This window comes from Stenotrophomonas sp., assembly GCF_032056425.1.
GTDB lineage: Bacteria > Pseudomonadota > Gammaproteobacteria > Xanthomonadales > Xanthomonadaceae > Stenotrophomonas.
Window position 1 is genome coordinate 75992 of sequence record NZ_DAMBCN010000010.1, and the last position, 16382, is coordinate 92373.

Here is a 16382-nt window from a genome sequence, read left to right on the forward strand (position 1 = left end):
GTCGAGCACGCTCGACGCCACGAACCCGCCGCAAAAAAAGCGCACGGCCACCAGGACCGTGCGCTGCGAAAGTTCGGCCCTGCCCCGATCAGGCCGGGCCGACAAGGAAATGCTAGGCTCACCCGCACAACGGGTACAGAGCCAGTGCATGGCTAGATCGATGGATACAGATGAACAGGCCGGCATGGCCCCGCCGCGCTACCAGCGCCTGTCCGATGAACTGGCCGAGGCCATCCACGGCGGTCGCCTGCCGGTCGGCAGCCGCCTGCCCTCGCTGCGGCAGATGGCCGCGCAGCGCCAGCTCAGCCTCAACACCGTCATCGCCGCCTACCGCCAGCTGGAAGATGCTGGCCTCGTCGTGCCGCGGGCGAAGGCGGGTTTCGAGGTGGCGCCGCGCCTGTCGGTGCCGCAGCGATCACTGCGCGATGCACCCTCTGCGCCTACCGCACCGCTGCAGCAGGCGTTGATGGCGCGCGTGCTCGAGGCGCAGCGACGCCCCGGGGTGATCGATCTGGCGTTCGCCGGGCCGCGTGGGCGGCAGTTCTATCCCGGCGCGCAGCTGGCCCGGCACACCGCACAGGTGCTGCGCCACGGCCAGCAGACGGTGGAAACCTATGCGCGCCCGAATGGCTCGCCGCGCCTGCTGGCACAGATCGTACGGCGTGGCCCGCGGATGGGCCTGCATACCCATGCCGACCGCCTGCTGTTGACCCACGGCGCGATGGAAGCACTGCAGCTGGCCCTGCGCGCGGTGACCGAGCCGGGTGCGGCCGTCGGCATCGAGGCCCCTTCCTACTTCAACCTGTACCCGCTGCTGGCCAACCTTGGCCTGCAGGCCATCGAACTGCCTACCCACCCGCAGCACGGGCTGGACGTGGATGCGCTGGAAGCGCTGCTGGAGCACACGCCGCTGGCCGCGCTGGTGGTGATGCCTACCGTGCACAACCCGCTGGGCTGCAGCATGCCGGTGGCCGACAAGCAGCGGCTGGCCGAGCTGGCCAATACCCGACAGCTGCCGCTGATCGAAGATGCGGTGTACGCCGAACTGCAGTTCAGCGAGCCCCCGGCCCCCTTGCTGAAGACCTTCGACCGCGACGGCTGGGTGATGGTGGTGGGTGGTTTTTCCAAGACGCTGGCGCCGGATTACCGCATCGGCTGGCTTGATGGCGGCCGCTTCGCTGAACGCATCGCGCTGCTGAAGTTCCAGAGCACCGGCGGCGAACCGCAGCTGCTGGCCGACGCCGTGGCCGCGTACCTGGAAGGCGGTGGCTACGAGCACCACCTGCACCGCATGCGCCGTCTGTACCGCGAACAGGTGGGCCGCCTGCGGCAACTGGTGGCCGAACATTTCCCCGCAGGCACGCGCGCCACCGAACCCTCGGGGGGCTTCCTGCTGTGGCTGGAACTGCCGGGCGTGGATACCGGCGAACTGTTCGAACGCGCGTTGCAGGAAGACATCGTGTTCATGCCCGGGCAGGTGTATTCGCGCGGCGCGCGCTACCGCCATTGCCTGCGGCTGTCGTGCTGCCAAAGCCTGGACGCGCGGTTCGTCGGCGCAGTGGAACGGTTGGGCGCGATCGCGCGGGAGCTGGCAGCGCAGTGATGTGCAGTCACGCGTCGCGCAGGTGCGCGCCCAACCGCGCGCCATCAGCGCCCGGCAGATAGGGCAGACGGCCCCAGCACGGCATCGGCAGGCGCTTCACCAGGGTGGCCATGTTCTCGTCCTGGCGCTGCATGGCCGGATCGATGTGGTTGCCGATCCAGCCCAGGCACTCCACGCCGGCCGCCTGCAGATGGTCTGCGGTCAGCCGCGCATGGTTCACGCAGCCCAGCCGCAGGCCGACCACCAGCACCACCGGCAGCCGCAGCGCGCGCACCAGGTCGAGCTGGTCCAGGTCTGCCGACAGCGGTGCCAGCCAGCCCCCCACGCCTTCCACCACCACGGTATCGGCCGTGGCCCGCAGGCGCTCGAAGGCTGCCACGATCGGCGCCAGCTGCACCTGCACGCCGTCTTCGGCGGCGGCCAGCTCCGGCGCCAGCGGCTGCCGCAGCGCATAGGGATTCAGGTCGGCGTAATCCGGCACCGGCCAGCTGGCCGCCTGCAGCGCCAGGGCATCCTCGTTGCGCAGGCCCTGACCGAGGTCCTGGCTGCCACTGGCCACCGGCTTCATGCCCACCGCACGCAGCCCGCGACGGCGCAGCGCATGCAGCAGCGCCGTGCTGGCAGCGGTCTTGCCGATCTCGGTATCGGTACCGGTAACGAACAGCGCCGGCGGCAACACGGTGGGCAACGGCATGGCAAGGGCTCCAGCAGGGCAACAGAGCGTTCATTATCGCTGGCCCGGCGCGCTTGCTAGACTGCGGCCATGTTCGCCAATGCCTCGCTTACCGGCAGCAAGCCGGAACAATACGCCCAGCTGCTGGAACAGGCCCGTGGCCTGGTCTACGGCGAGAGCGACCGTATCGCCAATGCGGCCAACCTCTCTGCGCTGGTCTACCACGCCCTGCCCGACCTGAACTGGGTAGGTTTCTATCTGTACGACGGCAAAGAGCTGGTGGTCGGCCCGTTCCAGGGCCTGCCGGCCTGCGTGCGCATTCCGCTGGACAAGGGCGTGTGCGGTGCCGCCGCCAGCCAGCGCGTCACCCAGCGCGTGGAGGACGTGGATGCCTTCCCCGGCCACATTGCCTGCGATTCGGCCTCGCGTTCGGAACTGGTGGTCCCTCTGCTGCGCGGCGATGAGCTGATCGGCGTGTTCGACATCGACAGCCCGAAGGTCGCCCGCTTCGATGGCGATGATCAGGCCGGTCTGGAAGCCATCGCCCGCGTGTTCGTGGAGGCGCTGGGATGAGCGCGGCCAAGCTGCGCAACATCGGCCCGAAGAGCGCGGCCTGGCTGCGCCAGGTCGGTCTGCGCAGCCGCGAAGACCTGGCCGCGCTCGGCGCGGTCGGGGCCTTCGTGAAAGTAAAGCGCGCCGGCTTCAAGCCCAGCCTGAATCTGCTCTATTCGCTGGAAGGCGCGCTGCTGGACTGCCACTGGCAGGAGCTGAGCGAACCGCAGCGCGAAGCGCTGGTACAGGACTACGAAGCGCGTATTGCCGCACACCCGTTGAAGGCGGCTGGCCCGGCCTCGGGCCCGGTGCACGAACGGCGCTTCGATGAAAGCGACGACAGCGACGACCAGACCGACAGCCCCGACGAGGATTGAGGGGACCGCGCTCGCCGGGCATGGCCCGGTATTCGTCGGGTAGCGCCGGGCCATGCCCGGCGATGCGCTCACGGCTGCTGCAGTTCCAGCAGCTCGCCGACCAGGCCCGCTTCGCCGCGTTCCAGCCACACCCGCAGGCGCGTGCCGTGGTCGATGCGCAGTGCCCAGCACAGCGACAGCGGCAGTCCGCAGACCTGCGACAGCACCATGCGCAACGGACCGCCATGGCTGACCACCACGGTCGGCAGCGGATCCTCATCGTCCAGCAGGCGATCCAGCGCGCGTGCGATGCGCCGTTCGAAGTGGCCCCAGCTTTCGCCGTTGGGCGGCGGGAAGGCATGCGGATCAGCATGGAAGGCCGCCAGCGCGTCCTCCGGCAGGTCGAACAGTGGCTGCCCGTCCCAATCGCCGAAATCCAGCTCCTCCCACTCCTCGTCCGCCTCCACGTCCAGCCCGCGCGGGGTGGCCAGGGCCATCGCCGTGTGCAGCGAGCGCAGGCGCGGCGAACTGATCACCCGCTGCCAGTCCCGCTCGGCATAGGCGTCAACCAGTTCCTGCGGCAGGCGGGCCAGCTGCGGCGGATCACTGCGGCCATCGAGGAACTCATCGCGGCCGTTGCCGGCATGGCGGACCAGGTCGAGGATCATACGTGCGTCCTGTGCAGGCAACGCGGAAACACTAGAAAACAGCGGGACATCGGCAACGGCACCACGGGATCGAGGGGATATTCTACGGGCACGGGAAATGCAGTCGAGCAAGCTCGACTCTACGGGGGCGCAAGGGCAGTCGAGCAAGCTCGACTCTACGGGCGCCGGGGATGACGTAGACTGCGCGCACTTCCAGGTGACCTGCAGCCTTGGCCGGCAGGTTGAAACGGGAAGCCGGTGACGCGTGGCAACACGCCAGGCCGGCGCTGCCCCCGCAACGGTAAGCACGTCTGTTCCAGGCAACACCGCCACTGTGCCTCTGGCATGGGAAGGCGCCTGGACGGTGGCCTCGCGCCACCTGGCGGCAAGCCCGGAGACCGGCCCGGAAGCCTCAGGTCGCGATGCGGTGGGCATGGCGCTGGATGACTGCAGCCGTGGCTGCGGCATCGGCGCGTGCCTGCCCTCGTGGCTCCTCCCCTTCGCCGCGCGGGCGTGCGCGGCACCCGGAGTTCCCCCGATGAAGCTGCAGTCCCGATTGCTGTCCCTGGCCGTGCTGGCCGCCCTGCCCGCGCTGGCGCTGGCCAATGAAGCCGCCGATCCGCTCGACCCCGTCCTGGTCACCGCCACCCGCACCCCGATCGCCCTGCAGGACAGCATCGCGCCGGCGCAGGTGATCGATCGCGAACAGATTGAAACCAGCCAGGCGACCTCGCTGCAGGAACTGCTGGCCGGCCGCGCCGGCATCAACCTGACCAACGCTGGCGGCCTGGGCAAGCAGACCTCGCTGTTCCTGCGCGGCACCAATTCCTCGCACACCGTGGTGCTGGTCGACGGCGTGCGCATCAACAGCGCCGACCTGAACCTGGCCATGTTCCAGGACCTGCCGCTGGCGCAGATCGAACGCATCGAGATCGTGCGCGGCCCGCAGTCCAGCCTGTACGGTGCTGACGCCATCGGTGGCGTGATCCAGATCTTCACCCGTCGCAATGCCGGCAGCTTCGCCCCGCATTTCCAGCTGGGCGGCGGCAGCAACGGCCTGCGCCAGGCCAGCGGCGGCATCGGCGGCAGCGGTGAAAACGGCTGGTTCGGCGCCGATATTGCCTACCAGCACAGCGACGGCATCGATGCCTGCCGCGGTTCGGCCACCCTGTTCACCGGCTGCTTTGCCGATGAACCCGACCGCGATGGCTACCGCAATCTGTCCAAGAGCCTGCGCGGTGGCTACAGCTTCAACGACCAGTGGACCGTGGAAGGCAGCGCACTGCGCGCCGACGGCCAGAACCACTACGACGGCTACTACAACTACTCGGAAACCCGCCAGCAGGTACTGGCCGGCAAGGTGCGCTACACCCCGTCCGAACGCCTGGCGTTGACCGCCAATGTCGGCCGCAGCGACAACGAGTCGGACAACTTCGGCGACTTCGGTGTGCGTGGCAGCGCGCAGACGCACCGCGACAGCGCGTCGCTGCAGGCCGACATCGGCGTGGCCGACGGCCAGCTGCTGAGCACCGGCGTGGACTGGAACCAGGACACCCTGGATGGCAGCAGCGCCGGCTACCTGGTCGACAGCCGCCGCAACACCGGCGTGTTCGTGCAGTACCAAGCGCGCTTCGGCCGCCACCAGCTGCAGGCCAGCGCACGCAACGACGACAACCAGCAGTTCGGCAACCATGCCACCGGCAGCCTGGGCTGGGCGATGGAACTGGGCCACGGGCTGCGCGTGAATGCCAGCTATGGCGCTGCGTTCAAGGCGCCGACCTTCAGCGATCTGTATGACCCGTGGAGCGGCGTGCCGACGCTGGACCCGGAAAAATCCAAGAGCGCCAACATCGGCGTTTCCCAGCACGGCCAGGGCTGGCACTGGGGCCTGGATGTGTATGAAACACGCATCGACGATCTGATCACCTACGACGCGGCCACCTTCATGATGCAGCAGGTGGAAAAGGCGCGCATCCGCGGTGCAGAACTGACCGGCGGCGCGGTGTTGGCCGGCTTCGACATCAATGCGCAGCTCAGTTTCACCGACCCGCGCAACCGCACCGCAGGCAGCGGCCAGTTCGACAACTTGCTGGCGCGCCGCGCGCAGCAGACCGCCCGCCTGGACGTGGATCGCCGCTTCGGTGATTTCCGCGCCGGTGTGACCGTGCAGGGCGCCGGCAAGCGCTTCGACGATGCCGACAACGCGGTAAGGGTGGGCGGTTATGGCCTGCTGGACCTGCGTGCCGAGTACGCGCTCACCCCGGCGTGGTCGGTGCTGGCGCGCGTGGCCAATGTGTTCGACCGCCAGTACGAGACCATTGCCTGGTTCAACCAGCCGGGCCGCGAGTACCAGCTGAGCGTGCGTTACCAGCCGAAGTGATCGGTTGACGCGCACACGGTAGCGCCGGGCCACGCCCGGCGTTATCGATGCATCACGCCGTCGGCAGGTCGGCGGCCAGCCCCGGCAGGTCGCGCAGGTCGTCGATCACGGCCACGGCCTGTGCGGTGTCCAGATCCAGGCCGCGCGGGTAGCCATAGCGCACCAGTGCGATCGGCATGCCCGCGTCTTCGGCGGCACGGTAATCGGTGAGCGAATCACCGACCATCAGGCAGGCGCCGACCGCCAGCCCGAAGTGCGCGGCGATATGCCGCAGCGGTTCACCACTCGGCTTGCGCTGCGGCAGCGAATCGCCGCCCAGCACTAGCGAAAATGCATCGCCGATGCCCAGGTGCTGCAGCAGCGGCGGCACCAGCGCGGCCGGCTTGTTGGTGCAGATGGCCAGCGGCACGCCACGCGCGCGCAACAGGGCCAGCGCTTCGCCCACACCGTCATACAGGCGCGGGCTGCGCAGCAGGCACTCGCGGTAATGCACCATGAACGTAGGCATCACCTCGGCCAGATCGATGTCACGACCGGCCGCCTGCACGGCCTGCTCCACCAGCCGCCGCACGCCATCGCCAATCCATCCCAGCACGGTCGCTTCGGCCACGCGTACCAGGCCGATGTCTTCCAGCGTGCGGTTCAGCGCTTCGGCGATATCGGCAGCGCTGTCCACCAGCGTGCCGTCCAGATCGAACACGACCAACGAATAAGGATGGGACAAGGGAAGGCACCTGTACGACGTGGGCCGGCCAGTGTACTCCCCCGGCATCAGCCGATCCGCCGCGCCCGGGTCGCCAGGAACGCGGGCAGATAGCGTTCGATCAGTACCTGCGGGCGCGGCTGCCAGTCTTCCATGAAGCGCTCGACCACGAACCCGGCATCGAGCTGGCCGCCTATCAGATCGCCCAGGCTGTGGCCGTAGATCATCGGTTCGCCACGCGCCTGCCTGGCTTGACGCTCATCCACGGGCAGGTCGTCCAGGTCGGAATACGGAATCGCATAGCGCGGGCGCATCAGGCCTTGTTCGGCCAGCTGCGGGTCGTGTGCCGCAACGAACAGCACCGGGTTGAAGAAGCTGGCCAACAGCACTCCATCCCGCGCCAGCACGCGGTGGCACTCGGCCCACACCGGTCGCACGTCGGGCACGAACAGGTTGGACACCGGGTGCAGCACCACGTCGAAGCTGCCGTGGCCGAAGGCCTGCAGGTCGCGCATGTCGCCCTGCACCGCCTGCAGCCGCAGGCCTTCGCGTGCGGCCGCCGCGCGGTCCAGTGCCAGGTGCTGTTCGGACAGGTCGAACACGGTCACTTCAGCGCCAGCGGCGGCCAGTACCGGCGCCAACTGGCCACCACTGGATCCCAGGCACAGGATGCGCCGGCCACGCACATCCCCCAGCCAGTCCAGCGGCAGCGCCCGCGGGGTCAGGTGCACCTGCCAGCGCCCGCTGCGGGCGGCGGCGATGGTTCCCGCATCAACCGGGTGCGTCGTTGGCGTCTCCCGTTGCGCGTGCAGATCGCAGAGCGTACGGGGGTGATCGATCACTACCGTTCCGTGGTTCATGCGCGCTCCTTGCCCGTCGGTTGCCAGTCGAGGTCCTGGAAGGCGGGATCGTGCTCGAAGCAGCCGGCCAGGAAATCCAGGAATCGCCGCATGATAACGGGCTGTTGTCGACGCGATGCGTAGACGGCATGAACGCCCAGGTCGTCCAGCCGGTACTCCGGCAGGACGGCCACCAGCTCGCCACTGCGCAGCATGGGCGCGACCTGGTAGCTGGGCAACATGGCAATGCCCGCATTGGCGCGGACCGCTTCGACCAGCAACGAGGCCTCGTTGGCGCTGATGTTGCCGCCCACTGCAACCGACAGCGCGCGGCCGTCGCGGTGCAGTTGCCAGAGGCTGCGGCCCACGTAGTGGTGGGTCAGGCAGTTGTGCGCGGCCAGCTGTTCCGGCGCGGTGGGCGTGCCGTGTGCCTGCAGGTAGGACGGGCTGGCGCACAGCACCGACCGACAGGTGGCCAGGCGCCGTGCGATCAGGCCCGGATCGATCTGCCGCGCGATACGCACCGCCAGGTCCACCCGCTCTTCCACCAGGTTCACCATGCGGTCCACCAGCAGCAGTTCGATGCGCGCGGCCGGGTGGCGCTGCACGAACGCCGCCACCGCGCGGGCCAGATGGCTCTGCCCGAACGACACGCTGGCGGTGATCCGCAACGTACCGTGCGGTTCGGGGTCGTCGCTGGCCAGTTCGCCCTGCAGTTCCTCGCCGATGGCCAGCATCTGCCGGAAGCGCGCCAGTGCCGCCTCGCCGGCCGCGGTCAGGGTGATGCGGCGGGTGGTCCGGTGCAGCAGGCGCGCGCCCAGCCAGCGCTCCGCTTCGGCCAGGTAGCGGGTCACCATTGCCCGGGACATGTCCAGCACCTCGGCAGCGGCGGTCAGGCTGCCACGCTCGGCCACTTCCACGAACACGGTCATGGCGGTCAATCGGTCCATATGCTCGATCCATGCAACAAACAAGCGCGTTATACGCTGTTTTTCGAGCAACTGCAGCGGCCTACAGTGGGTCCGTACCCCAACCCACTACCCCACGGAGTCCTGCCATGAAGATTGCCCTCGTCGGCGCCACCGGCAACATCGGCCGCCAGATTGCCCGCCACGCGCTTGCCCACGGCCACCACGTCACCGCCGTGGTTCGCAGTGAAAAGGACCTGCCGGCCGAACTGGCCGGTGCCCAGCTGGCCATCGCCGCGCTGGACGACACCGCTGCATTGGCCGCGGTGATTGCCGGCCACGATGTGCTGGCCAGCGCCTACGGCCCGCGCCCGGGTGATGACATCGCCCAGATCGCCACCGTGGCCGACCAGCTGGTCGCCGCCGCACGCCAGGCCAAGGTGCCGCGCGTGGTGGTGGTCGGTGGTGCCGGCAGCCTGGAGATCGCGCCGGGCGTGCAGCTGGTCGACACCCCGGATTTCCCCGCCGCCTACAAGCCCTACGCACTGGCCGCGCGCGAAGCGCTGAAGCGCCTGCAGGCCGTGGATGACCTGGATTGGACCTTCTTCTCGCCGGCGGCGGAAATCGGCCCAGGCGCCGAGCGTGGCCAGTACCGCGTGCAGGCGAAGACTTTCCTGGCCGACGCAGAAGGCCACAGTCGCATCAGCTACGCCGACTACGGTGCGGCGTTCGTGGCCGAGCTGGAAGCGGGCAAGTACCCGAAGCAGATCATCACCGCCGCGTATTGATGACGTCTGCGACGTCGTAGAGTCGAGCTTGCTCGACTACCCAGGTATCCCGTCGAGCAAGCTCGACGCTACGAGGCATCGCTCATGCGTACTGTTCTTCTGTGCTCCATCGCCCTGGCCGTCGGCTTCGCCAGTGCGCCCCTGCTGGCCGCTCCCGCTGCGCCCGCTGCCGCCACCGCGGCGAAGGCACAACTGCGCCTGCAGACCTTCCACCCCGGGCCGCAGGCGATGTTCTCGGTGTCTTCGGTGCTGATCGAAGGCCGCCACGAGGTGATCCTGGTTGATGCCCAGTTCGCTGCCAGCGATGCGCGTGCGCTGGCCGAGAAGATCCGCGCCAGCGGCAAGCAGCTGACCACGATCTACATCAGCCATGGCGATCCCGATTACTACTTCGGCCTGGCCACGCTGCAGGATGCGTTCCCGCAGGCGCGCATCGTCGCCACCGCGCAGACCGTGGCGCATATCCAGCAGACCCAGGCCGCCAAGCTGGCGTACTGGGGGCCGAAGATGGGGGCCGACGTGCCCGCGCGTATCATCGTGCCGAAGGTGCTGGACGGTGATGCACTTGTCCTGGAAGACCAACGTCTGCCGCTGATCGGCCTGGACGGGCCGACGCCGGACCGCAGCGTGCTGTGGGTGCCCTCGCTGCGTGCGATCGTCGGCGGTATTCCGGTGGTTGCCGGCGAACACGTGTGGATGGCCGACACGCAGAGCGCACAGTCACATGCCGACTGGCTGCACACACTGCAGCAGTTGCAGGCGCTGAAGCCGGCGGTGGTGGTGCCGGGGCACTACGCACCCGGCGCGGCGCTGGATGCCAGTGCGTTGCGCTTCACCGCCGACTACATCCGTGCGTTCGATGTTGAAGCTGCGAAGGCGAAGGACAGTGCTGCACTGGTGCAGGCCATGCGGGCGCGCTATCCGACACTGGCTGGCGTGGAATCGCTGGAGCTGAGTGCGAAGGTGGCCAAGGGCGAGATGCGGTGGCCGTAAGGTAGGGGGAGTTTTTTTGCAGGGCTGCGCCCTGCACCTGCTCAACGGCAACGTCAACGGCAGAAGCGGGCTTGCTGAGGGTTGGCGGGGTGGGTCCGGTTGCGGGGGACGCTGCAAGTACGTCCATGTAAGCTCGGTCGCCGCATCCATGCGGCTCACGCCCCCGCAACCGGCCCCACCCCGCCTTCGACAGTTGGCTGCGGTCTGTTGGAATGGCATGGGGTCGGATCCCGTTGCTGCGCAACGGGCTCTGACCCCATTGTCTGACGACTAGATTTCTGTGGAACTGTCTGGCTCTTGCCCGAACAGTTCACCCTGCACCACCGGTTCCTTTTCGCGGAAACCACCCAGTCCCACACCCACCAGGCGGTATCGGGTATCGGCGGGCAGGTCCACGCGCGCGCGCAGCGCCAGGGCGATGTCACGCAGCTCCTGCTCCGATTCGGGGGGGCGCTCGGGGGTGAAGCTGCGGGTCAGAATGCGGAACTGGGCCGTCTTCAGTTTCAGCACCACGGTATGGCCGATGCGCTCGGTCTTGCGCGTGGCCTTCCAGGTCTTCTCTGCCAACTGCGCGATCGCCTCGGCCAGATCTTCCAGCAGCAGGTCTTCGGCGAAGGTGTCTTCGGAAGAAATCGACTGCACCTGCTGGTCCGGTTCCACCGGCCGCTCATCGATGCCACGGGCGCGGTTGTACAGGCTGCGGCCGAAACTGCCGAACGCTTCTTCCAGGTCCGGCAACGCCCATTGCCGCAGGTCGCCACAGGTGACGATGCCGCGCGCGGCCAGCTTGCCTTCCATCACCTTGCCCACGCCGGGAACCCGGTTCACCGGCAACGGCAGCAGGAACGCATCCACCCGCTGCGGCGGGATGACGAACTGGCCGTCGGGCTTGCGCCAGTCCGAGGCGATCTTGGCCAGGAACTTGTTCGGTGCGATGCCAGCTGAAGCAGTCAGCTGGGTTTCTTCGCGGATCTGCGCGCGGATGGTGCGGGCGATATCGGTCGCCAGTGCCATGCCGCTCTTCGGCTCGGTCACATCCAGGTAAGCCTCGTCCAGCGACAGCGGTTCGACCAGGTCGGTATGGCGCAGGAAGATCTCGCGCACCTGCCGCGAAACGGCCTTGTAACGGGCGAAATCGGGCGGCACGAAGATCGCATCGGGGCACAGGCGCTCGGCACGCAGCGCCGGCATGGCCGAACGCACGCCGAACACCCGCGCTTCGTAGGACGCGGCGCACACCACTGAACGCGCGCCGCGCCAGGCCACCACCACCGGCTTGCCGCGCAGGGAAGGCGCGTCGCGCTGCTCCACCGACGCATAGAAGGCGTCCATGTCAACGTGGATGATCTTGCGCAGTGCGTTCATGGTCGGCCGCCATCATACCTGCACCGTACCCGTCCAGACGCCAAAGTATGGTCGTTGTGCATCAACGGGATGCGCGATTCCGGTGCAGAACACTACGCACGCGTACGGTGTGGCGGTTTGATTCCCGTTGCAACCGTCGTGCATCCTCGGGAACTTGTTGCCTTGTTTTCGCTTCCAGGAATGCGCTTTCCATGACTCGTCTCCACGCGTTCAACCGCGACCAGCTGCTGGCCAGCGCCCGCGGTGAACTGTTCGGCGCCGCCGCCGGCCGTCTGCCCAACGACCCGATGCTGATGTTCGACCGCATCACCGACATCCGCGAGGACGGCGGACCGCATGGCAAAGGCATGGTGCGTGCCGAACTGGATATCCGCCCGGACCTGTGGTTCTTCGGCTGCCACTTCATCGGCGACCCGGTGATGCCCGGCTGCCTGGGCCTGGATGCGATGTGGCAGCTGACCGGCTTCTACCTGACCTGGCTGGGTGCCCCCGGCAAGGGCCGCGCCCTGGGCTGCGGCGAAGTGAAGTTCACCGGCCAGGTGCTGCCGGAAGCAAAGCTGGTGCGCTATGAAATCGACATCACCCGCGTGATCAACCGCAAGCTGGTGATGGCCCAGGCCGACGCCCGCATGTACGTGGACGACCGCGAAATCTATAACGCCCGCGACCTGCGCGTGGGCCTGTTCACCGAAACCGGGAGCTTCTGATGCGTCGCGTCGTCATTACCGGCATGGGCATCACTTCCTGCCTGGGCAACGATCTGGATACCGTGTCGTCGGCACTGCGCGACGGCCGCGCCGGCATCACCGCGCTGCCCGACCACGCCGAAGCCGGCCTGCGCAGCCAGATCGGCGGCCGCGTGGACATGGATCTGGATGCGCAGATCGATCGCAAGCAGAAGCGTTTCATGAGCGATGCGGCGGCCTTCGCCTACGTGGCCATGCGCGATGCGATCGCCGACGCCGGTCTTTCCCAGGAACAGGTGAGCGCGCTGCGTACCGGCCTGATCGCCGGTTCCGGTGGTGGTTCCAGTGAATGGCAGGTGGGTGCGGTGGACCTGCTGCGCGCCCGTGGCGTGCGCAAGGTCGGCCCGTACATGGTGCCGCGCACGATGTGCTCGACCGTGTCGGCCTGCCTGGCCACCGCGTTCCAGATCAAGGGTGTCAGCTATTCGCTGTCCGCTGCGTGTGCCACGTCGGCGCATTGCATCGGCGCCGCCGCGGACATGATCCGCCATGGCGCACAGGACATCATGTTCGCCGGTGGTGGCGAAGACCTGCACTGGTCGATGAGCGTGATGTTCGATGCAATGGGTGCCCTGTCCACCAGCTTCAACGACGCCCCGGCCACCGCGTCGCGTCCGTATGACAAGGACCGCGATGGCTTCGTCATTGCCGGCGGTGGCGGCATGCTGGTGCTGGAAGATTACGACCACGCCGTGGCCCGTGGTGCACGCATCCATGCCGAACTGATCGGCTACGGCGTGACCTCCGACGGCGCCGACATGGTCGCCCCGTCCGGCGAAGGCGCGGTGCGCTGCATGAAGATGGCGCTGCAGAACGTCGATCGTCCACTGGATTATCTGAACACCCACGGCACCTCCACCCCGCTGGGTGATGTGACCGAACTGGGTGCGATCCGCGAAGTGTTCGGCGATGCCGTGCCGCCGCTGTCGTCGACCAAGGCGCTGTCGGGCCATTCGCTGGGCGCGGCCAGCGTGCACGAGGCGATCTACTGCCTGCTGATGATGCGCGATGGTTTCGTGGCCGGTTCGGCCAACATCACCGAGCTGGACCCGGCGGTAGAAGGCTTCCCGATCCTGCGAGAAAGCCGCGAGCAGAAGCTGGATACAGTGATGTCCAACAGCTTCGGGTTCGGTGGTACGAACGCGGCGCTGGTGTTCGGCCGGGTGTGATGGAAGGGCGTGCCACGTCGCCCTCGTAGAGTCGAGCTTGCTCGACTGCTTGAGAATCGTGCCAACCAAGGTTGGCACCTACCAGGGCGGTGGAGCGTGCCAACCAAGGTTGGCACCTACCTGAGCAGCGGCACCAGCAATGCGTGCGCGTCCAGCAGCGAGCCGACGATACGGTGGCCCAGCGCACGCTGCGCTTCGTCCGGATCGACCAGGTCCGGCACCTGGATCACGGTCATGCCTGCCGCCAATGCGGCGCGCGTGCCTGCCGGTGAATCTTCCAGCGCCAGGCAACGCTGCGGGTCCTGCCCGACCTTACGGGCGGCCAGCAGATAGATGTCCGGCGCCGGCTTGGGCCGTTCCACATCGTTGCCCGCCACCACCGCATCGAAGTAAGGCAGCAGGCCGCTGGCGGCCAGCTTGCGGTTCGCCCGCGGCTGCCGCGTCGAGGTGGCCACCGCGCGCGGCACCGCGTGCGCCTTCAGCAGCTCCAGCAGTTCCATGATGCCCGGCCGCAATGGCAGACCGTGCTGGGTACGCGCGTCATACAGATCATGGCAGGTGCTCACCAGCGCCTCGATCGCGGCCTCGCTCAGCCCCTGCTGCTGCAGCAGCGCGCGGCAATCGCGGTCGCCCAGCCCCACCATGCGCAGGAAGAAGCGCTCATCCAGCGGCAGCCCGCTGGCCTGCGCGGCCTCGTTCCAGCAGGCCAGCGAAACGCGCTCGCTGTCGATCATCAAACCATCCATGTCGAAGATGACGGCGTCGGGCAGGAATGGCAGCGCAGCGATCACAGTCATACGGCGAACAGCGTGTCCAGATCGGCGGCACCCAGCATGCGCCACTGGCCTTCCTCCAGGCCCTGCAGGTCCATGCCGCCCACCCGGCTGCGGTGCAGGGTCTGCACGTGGTTGCCGGTGGCGGCAAACATGCGGCGCACCTGGTGGTAGCGGCCTTCGTGCAGCACCAGCCGCACCTGGCGAGGGCCCAGTACCTCCAGCTCGGCCGACAGCAGCGGGGTCTTCTCCGATTCCAGCATCAGCGTGCCGCTGGCGAACAGCGCCACTTCATCGCCGCGCAGGTCCTGTGCCAGTTCCACGTCGTAGACCTTGGGCAGCTTCGACTTGGGCGAGATGATCCGGTGCAGCAGGCCGCCATCGTCGGTCAGCAGCAGCAGACCGCTGGTTTCACGGTCCAGCCGGCCAACGGTGGACAGCACCGGGTCGCGGTCGCGGAAACGCAGCGGCAGCAGATCGTAGATCAGGCGGCCGGTGTCCTTGGTTGAACAGGTGTAGCCGGCCGGCTTGTGCAGGGCAAGGGTCAGGCCCGGCGGCGGGTCCAGCGGCTCGCCATCGACCCGCACCGCCTCGTGCGGCACCTGGTCATCGGCGTACAGCACCTCGCCGTCGGCATCGGTGATGCGCCCTTCGCGGAACATCCACTGCACCTGCTTGCGGCTGCCGTACCCCAGGTTGGCAATGTGCTTGACCAGCTTCATCGGCCCTTCCCCTTCACCGCTTCGACCAGTTTGAAGCCATCGCGCTCGGCCACCACGCGTACCGCGCCGAAGCTTTCGTTCAAGGTGTGCTCGTAGGGCAGGTGGCGGTTGGCCACCACGTACAGGCGGCCACCCGGGCGCAGCGCCGTCGCGGCCACGGCAATGAAGCGCTGGCCGATGTCCGGGCGATCGGCACGCGAGGGCGTGTGGAACGGCGGGTTGCTGATGATGACGTCGTAACCCGGCTCGATGCCGGCGGTCACGTCGCGCCACAGGAAGCGCAGTGGCACCGCGCGCGGCGGCGGCGCCAGGTTCAGTTCGGCCAGGGCCAGCGCCCGCTGCTCGGCCTCGTACAGGTCCAGCGCGGTGATCTTCGGGCAGCGCTCCAGCAGTTCGCGCGACAGGTAGCCGTAACCGGCGCCCAGATCGGCGGCGCGGCCGGCCAGGTCGGCAGGCAGGTGTTCGGCCAGCAGCGCCGAGGCCGGATCGATGCGGTCCCAGGCGAACACGCCCGGGCGGCTGAGGAAGCGCCCGCCCATGATCGGCCGCACCGCATCCAGGGCGGCCCAGCGCTTGGCCAGGTCGACATCGTGCTGACCCTGCAGCGGCGCGGTCCAGTACACCCGGCAGTGGTTCTTGGTCAGGCAGCCGCCCAGGCCGGTCAGCTGCTTCAGGTCGCCTTCGCCGGAACGGGCGCCTTCGTTGTTCGACTGGCAGGCCACGATGCGCCCGCCGTCGGCCACCAGGGCCAGGGCGCGGGCGAACAGTGCGCGTGCTTCTTCGCGCTGGCGCGGCGGCAGCACCAGCACCAGCGGGTAGCGGCCCTTGCCGGCGGCGTCATCCAGCTGGCCGCTGACGGTCCAGCCGCTGGCCTGCAGAGGCTGGGCGAACGGGGCAAAACTCTGTTCGAAGTGGACCTCGCGGGTGCCTGCGGCTTCGCGCAGCGGCCAGCCATCGCGGGCGCGCAGGAAGGCCACCGGACCCTCCGGCCAGCGCAGGGCGCCGCTGGAAAACGGCAGGAACAGGGTCTGCAGGGGGGCGTCGTCGCTGGCGGCCATCGGCGCGGGTACTGGAAGCGTGAGGGCCGTCCATTGTACCGGCTCGGCCCGCCCCGCCCCGGGCGCGCTTTGCGAAAGTTCAACGGGGCGTTGATGCGCCGGCAACA

17 protein-coding genes and 1 riboswitch are annotated in these 16382 nt (G+C 68.2%); of the genes, 8 read left to right on the forward strand and 9 right to left on the reverse strand.

Annotated elements, in window-relative coordinates:
• Positions 1-160: 160 nt before the first annotated feature.
• Entirely contained in the window at positions 161-1603 is a 1443-nt protein-coding gene (locus RTY46_RS08890) for a PLP-dependent aminotransferase family protein (protein ID WP_312707867.1), read from the forward strand.
• A 7-nt stretch (positions 1604-1610) separates the two neighbouring features.
• Here the strand turns inward: RTY46_RS08890 and bioD are convergent, their stop codons facing one another.
• A complete protein-coding gene (gene bioD / locus RTY46_RS08895) occupies positions 1611-2297 on the reverse strand; it encodes a dethiobiotin synthase (RefSeq protein ID WP_312707868.1) in 687 nt (228 codons plus the stop codon).
• A 69-nt stretch (positions 2298-2366) separates the two neighbouring features.
• Between bioD and RTY46_RS08900 the strand changes: the two genes are divergently transcribed.
• Both RTY46_RS08900 and RTY46_RS08905 read left to right on the forward strand, forming a co-directional pair.
• Positions 2367-2849: a GAF domain-containing protein gene (locus RTY46_RS08900; RefSeq protein ID WP_312707869.1), complete on the forward strand. Its 483-nt coding sequence runs from the start codon at positions 2367-2369 to the stop codon at positions 2847-2849.
• Positions 2846-3205: a TfoX/Sxy family protein gene (locus tag RTY46_RS08905; protein ID WP_312707870.1), complete on the forward strand. Its 360-nt coding sequence runs from the start codon at positions 2846-2848 to the stop codon at positions 3203-3205. The genes RTY46_RS08900 and RTY46_RS08905 overlap by 4 nt, the downstream gene beginning before the upstream one ends.
• 68 nt (positions 3206-3273) lie before the next feature.
• Here the strand turns inward: RTY46_RS08905 and RTY46_RS08910 are convergent, their stop codons facing one another.
• Positions 3274-3852 (reverse strand): histidine phosphatase family protein, encoded by a 579-nt coding sequence (locus RTY46_RS08910; protein WP_312707871.1) that lies wholly within the window; start codon positions 3850-3852, stop codon positions 3274-3276.
• Between the two features lie 177 nt (positions 3853-4029).
• Positions 4030-4253: riboswitch (cobalamin riboswitch) on the forward strand.
• 116 nt (positions 4254-4369) lie between these two features.
• On the opposite strand from RTY46_RS08910, the gene btuB reads away from it, so the two are divergent.
• The gene (gene btuB, locus RTY46_RS08915) at positions 4370-6211 is read left to right on the forward strand and encodes a TonB-dependent vitamin B12 receptor (RefSeq protein ID WP_312707873.1); all 1842 of its coding nucleotides are present in this window, start codon (positions 4370-4372) and stop codon (positions 6209-6211) included.
• Between the two features lie 52 nt (positions 6212-6263).
• Here the strand turns inward: btuB and gph are convergent, their stop codons facing one another.
• From gph to RTY46_RS08930, 3 genes are read right to left on the reverse strand one after another with little or no spacing between them, the layout of a single operon-like run.
• Complete coding sequence (gene gph, locus RTY46_RS08920) at positions 6264-6935, reverse strand: phosphoglycolate phosphatase (protein WP_312707875.1); 672 nt, start codon at positions 6933-6935, stop codon at positions 6264-6266.
• A gap of 47 nt (positions 6936-6982) precedes the next feature.
• Positions 6983-7774: a class I SAM-dependent methyltransferase gene (locus RTY46_RS08925; RefSeq protein WP_312707876.1), complete on the reverse strand. Its 792-nt coding sequence runs from the start codon at positions 7772-7774 to the stop codon at positions 6983-6985.
• Positions 7771-8703, reverse strand: coding sequence for a LysR family transcriptional regulator (locus RTY46_RS08930; protein ID WP_312707878.1), 933 nt, complete (start codon positions 8701-8703; stop codon positions 7771-7773). Before RTY46_RS08930 ends, RTY46_RS08925 begins: the two co-directional genes overlap by 4 nt.
• Positions 8704-8810: 107 nt before the next feature.
• On the opposite strand from RTY46_RS08930, the gene RTY46_RS08935 reads away from it, so the two are divergent.
• Complete coding sequence (locus tag RTY46_RS08935; protein ID WP_312707880.1) at positions 8811-9449, forward strand: NAD(P)H-binding protein; 639 nt, start codon at positions 8811-8813, stop codon at positions 9447-9449.
• Between the two features lie 84 nt (positions 9450-9533).
• On the forward strand, positions 9534-10442 hold the full coding sequence (locus tag RTY46_RS08940) for an MBL fold metallo-hydrolase (RefSeq protein WP_312707881.1): 909 nt from the start codon (positions 9534-9536) through the stop codon (positions 10440-10442).
• 270 nt (positions 10443-10712) lie between these two features.
• Here RTY46_RS08940 and dinB read toward each other — a convergent pair whose 3' ends face one another.
• A complete protein-coding gene (gene dinB / locus RTY46_RS08945) occupies positions 10713-11807 on the reverse strand; it encodes a DNA polymerase IV (RefSeq protein WP_312707882.1) in 1095 nt (364 codons plus the stop codon).
• A 191-nt stretch (positions 11808-11998) separates the two neighbouring features.
• On the opposite strand from dinB, the gene fabA reads away from it, so the two are divergent.
• On the forward strand, positions 11999-12514 hold the full coding sequence (gene fabA, locus RTY46_RS08950) for a 3-hydroxyacyl-[acyl-carrier-protein] dehydratase FabA (protein ID WP_108748387.1): 516 nt from the start codon (positions 11999-12001) through the stop codon (positions 12512-12514).
• Positions 12514-13722, forward strand: a complete 1209-nt coding sequence (gene fabB, locus RTY46_RS08955) for a beta-ketoacyl-ACP synthase I (protein ID WP_312707883.1) — start codon at positions 12514-12516, stop codon at positions 13720-13722. Before fabA ends, fabB begins: the two co-directional genes overlap by 1 nt.
• Positions 13723-13838: 116 nt before the next feature.
• On the opposite strand, the gene RTY46_RS08960 is transcribed toward fabB, so the two are convergent.
• Genes RTY46_RS08960 through RTY46_RS08970 form a run of 3 tightly spaced genes read right to left on the reverse strand, consistent with a single transcriptional unit; the run spans position 13839 to position 16275 of the window.
• On the reverse strand, positions 13839-14519 hold the full coding sequence (locus tag RTY46_RS08960) for an HAD family phosphatase (RefSeq protein ID WP_312707885.1): 681 nt from the start codon (positions 14517-14519) through the stop codon (positions 13839-13841).
• Positions 14516-15217 (reverse strand): pseudouridine synthase, encoded by a 702-nt coding sequence (locus RTY46_RS08965; protein ID WP_312707886.1) that lies wholly within the window; start codon positions 15215-15217, stop codon positions 14516-14518. Before RTY46_RS08965 ends, RTY46_RS08960 begins: the two co-directional genes overlap by 4 nt.
• The gene (locus RTY46_RS08970; RefSeq protein ID WP_312707888.1) at positions 15214-16275 is read right to left on the reverse strand and encodes a class I SAM-dependent methyltransferase; all 1062 of its coding nucleotides are present in this window, start codon (positions 16273-16275) and stop codon (positions 15214-15216) included. Before RTY46_RS08970 ends, RTY46_RS08965 begins: the two co-directional genes overlap by 4 nt.
• Positions 16276-16382: the final 107 nt, after the last annotated feature.

Coding starts and splice junctions, on each gene's coding strand:
- RTY46_RS08890 (WP_312707867.1), top strand. CDS start 161: ATGGATACAGATGAACAGGCCGGCATGGCCCCGCCGCGCTACCAGCGC.
- bioD (WP_312707868.1), bottom strand. CDS start 2,297: ATGCCGTTGCCCACCGTGTTGCCGCCGGCGCTGTTCGTTACCGGTACC.
- RTY46_RS08900 (WP_312707869.1), top strand. CDS start 2,367: ATGTTCGCCAATGCCTCGCTTACCGGCAGCAAGCCGGAACAATACGCC.
- RTY46_RS08905 (WP_312707870.1), top strand. CDS start 2,846: ATGAGCGCGGCCAAGCTGCGCAACATCGGCCCGAAGAGCGCGGCCTGG.
- RTY46_RS08910 (WP_312707871.1), bottom strand. CDS start 3,852: ATGATCCTCGACCTGGTCCGCCATGCCGGCAACGGCCGCGATGAGTTC.
- btuB (WP_312707873.1), top strand. CDS start 4,370: ATGAAGCTGCAGTCCCGATTGCTGTCCCTGGCCGTGCTGGCCGCCCTG.
- RTY46_RS08925 (WP_312707876.1), bottom strand. CDS start 7,774: ATGAACCACGGAACGGTAGTGATCGATCACCCCCGTACGCTCTGCGAT.
- RTY46_RS08930 (WP_312707878.1), bottom strand. CDS start 8,703: ATGGACCGATTGACCGCCATGACCGTGTTCGTGGAAGTGGCCGAGCGT.
- RTY46_RS08935 (WP_312707880.1), top strand. CDS start 8,811: ATGAAGATTGCCCTCGTCGGCGCCACCGGCAACATCGGCCGCCAGATT.
- RTY46_RS08940 (WP_312707881.1), top strand. CDS start 9,534: ATGCGTACTGTTCTTCTGTGCTCCATCGCCCTGGCCGTCGGCTTCGCC.
- dinB (WP_312707882.1), bottom strand. CDS start 11,807: ATGAACGCACTGCGCAAGATCATCCACGTTGACATGGACGCCTTCTAT.
- fabA (WP_108748387.1), top strand. CDS start 11,999: ATGACTCGTCTCCACGCGTTCAACCGCGACCAGCTGCTGGCCAGCGCC.
- fabB (WP_312707883.1), top strand. CDS start 12,514: ATGCGTCGCGTCGTCATTACCGGCATGGGCATCACTTCCTGCCTGGGC.
- RTY46_RS08960 (WP_312707885.1), bottom strand. CDS start 14,519: ATGACTGTGATCGCTGCGCTGCCATTCCTGCCCGACGCCGTCATCTTC.
- RTY46_RS08965 (WP_312707886.1), bottom strand. CDS start 15,217: ATGAAGCTGGTCAAGCACATTGCCAACCTGGGGTACGGCAGCCGCAAG.
- RTY46_RS08970 (WP_312707888.1), bottom strand. CDS start 16,275: ATGGCCGCCAGCGACGACGCCCCCCTGCAGACCCTGTTCCTGCCGTTT.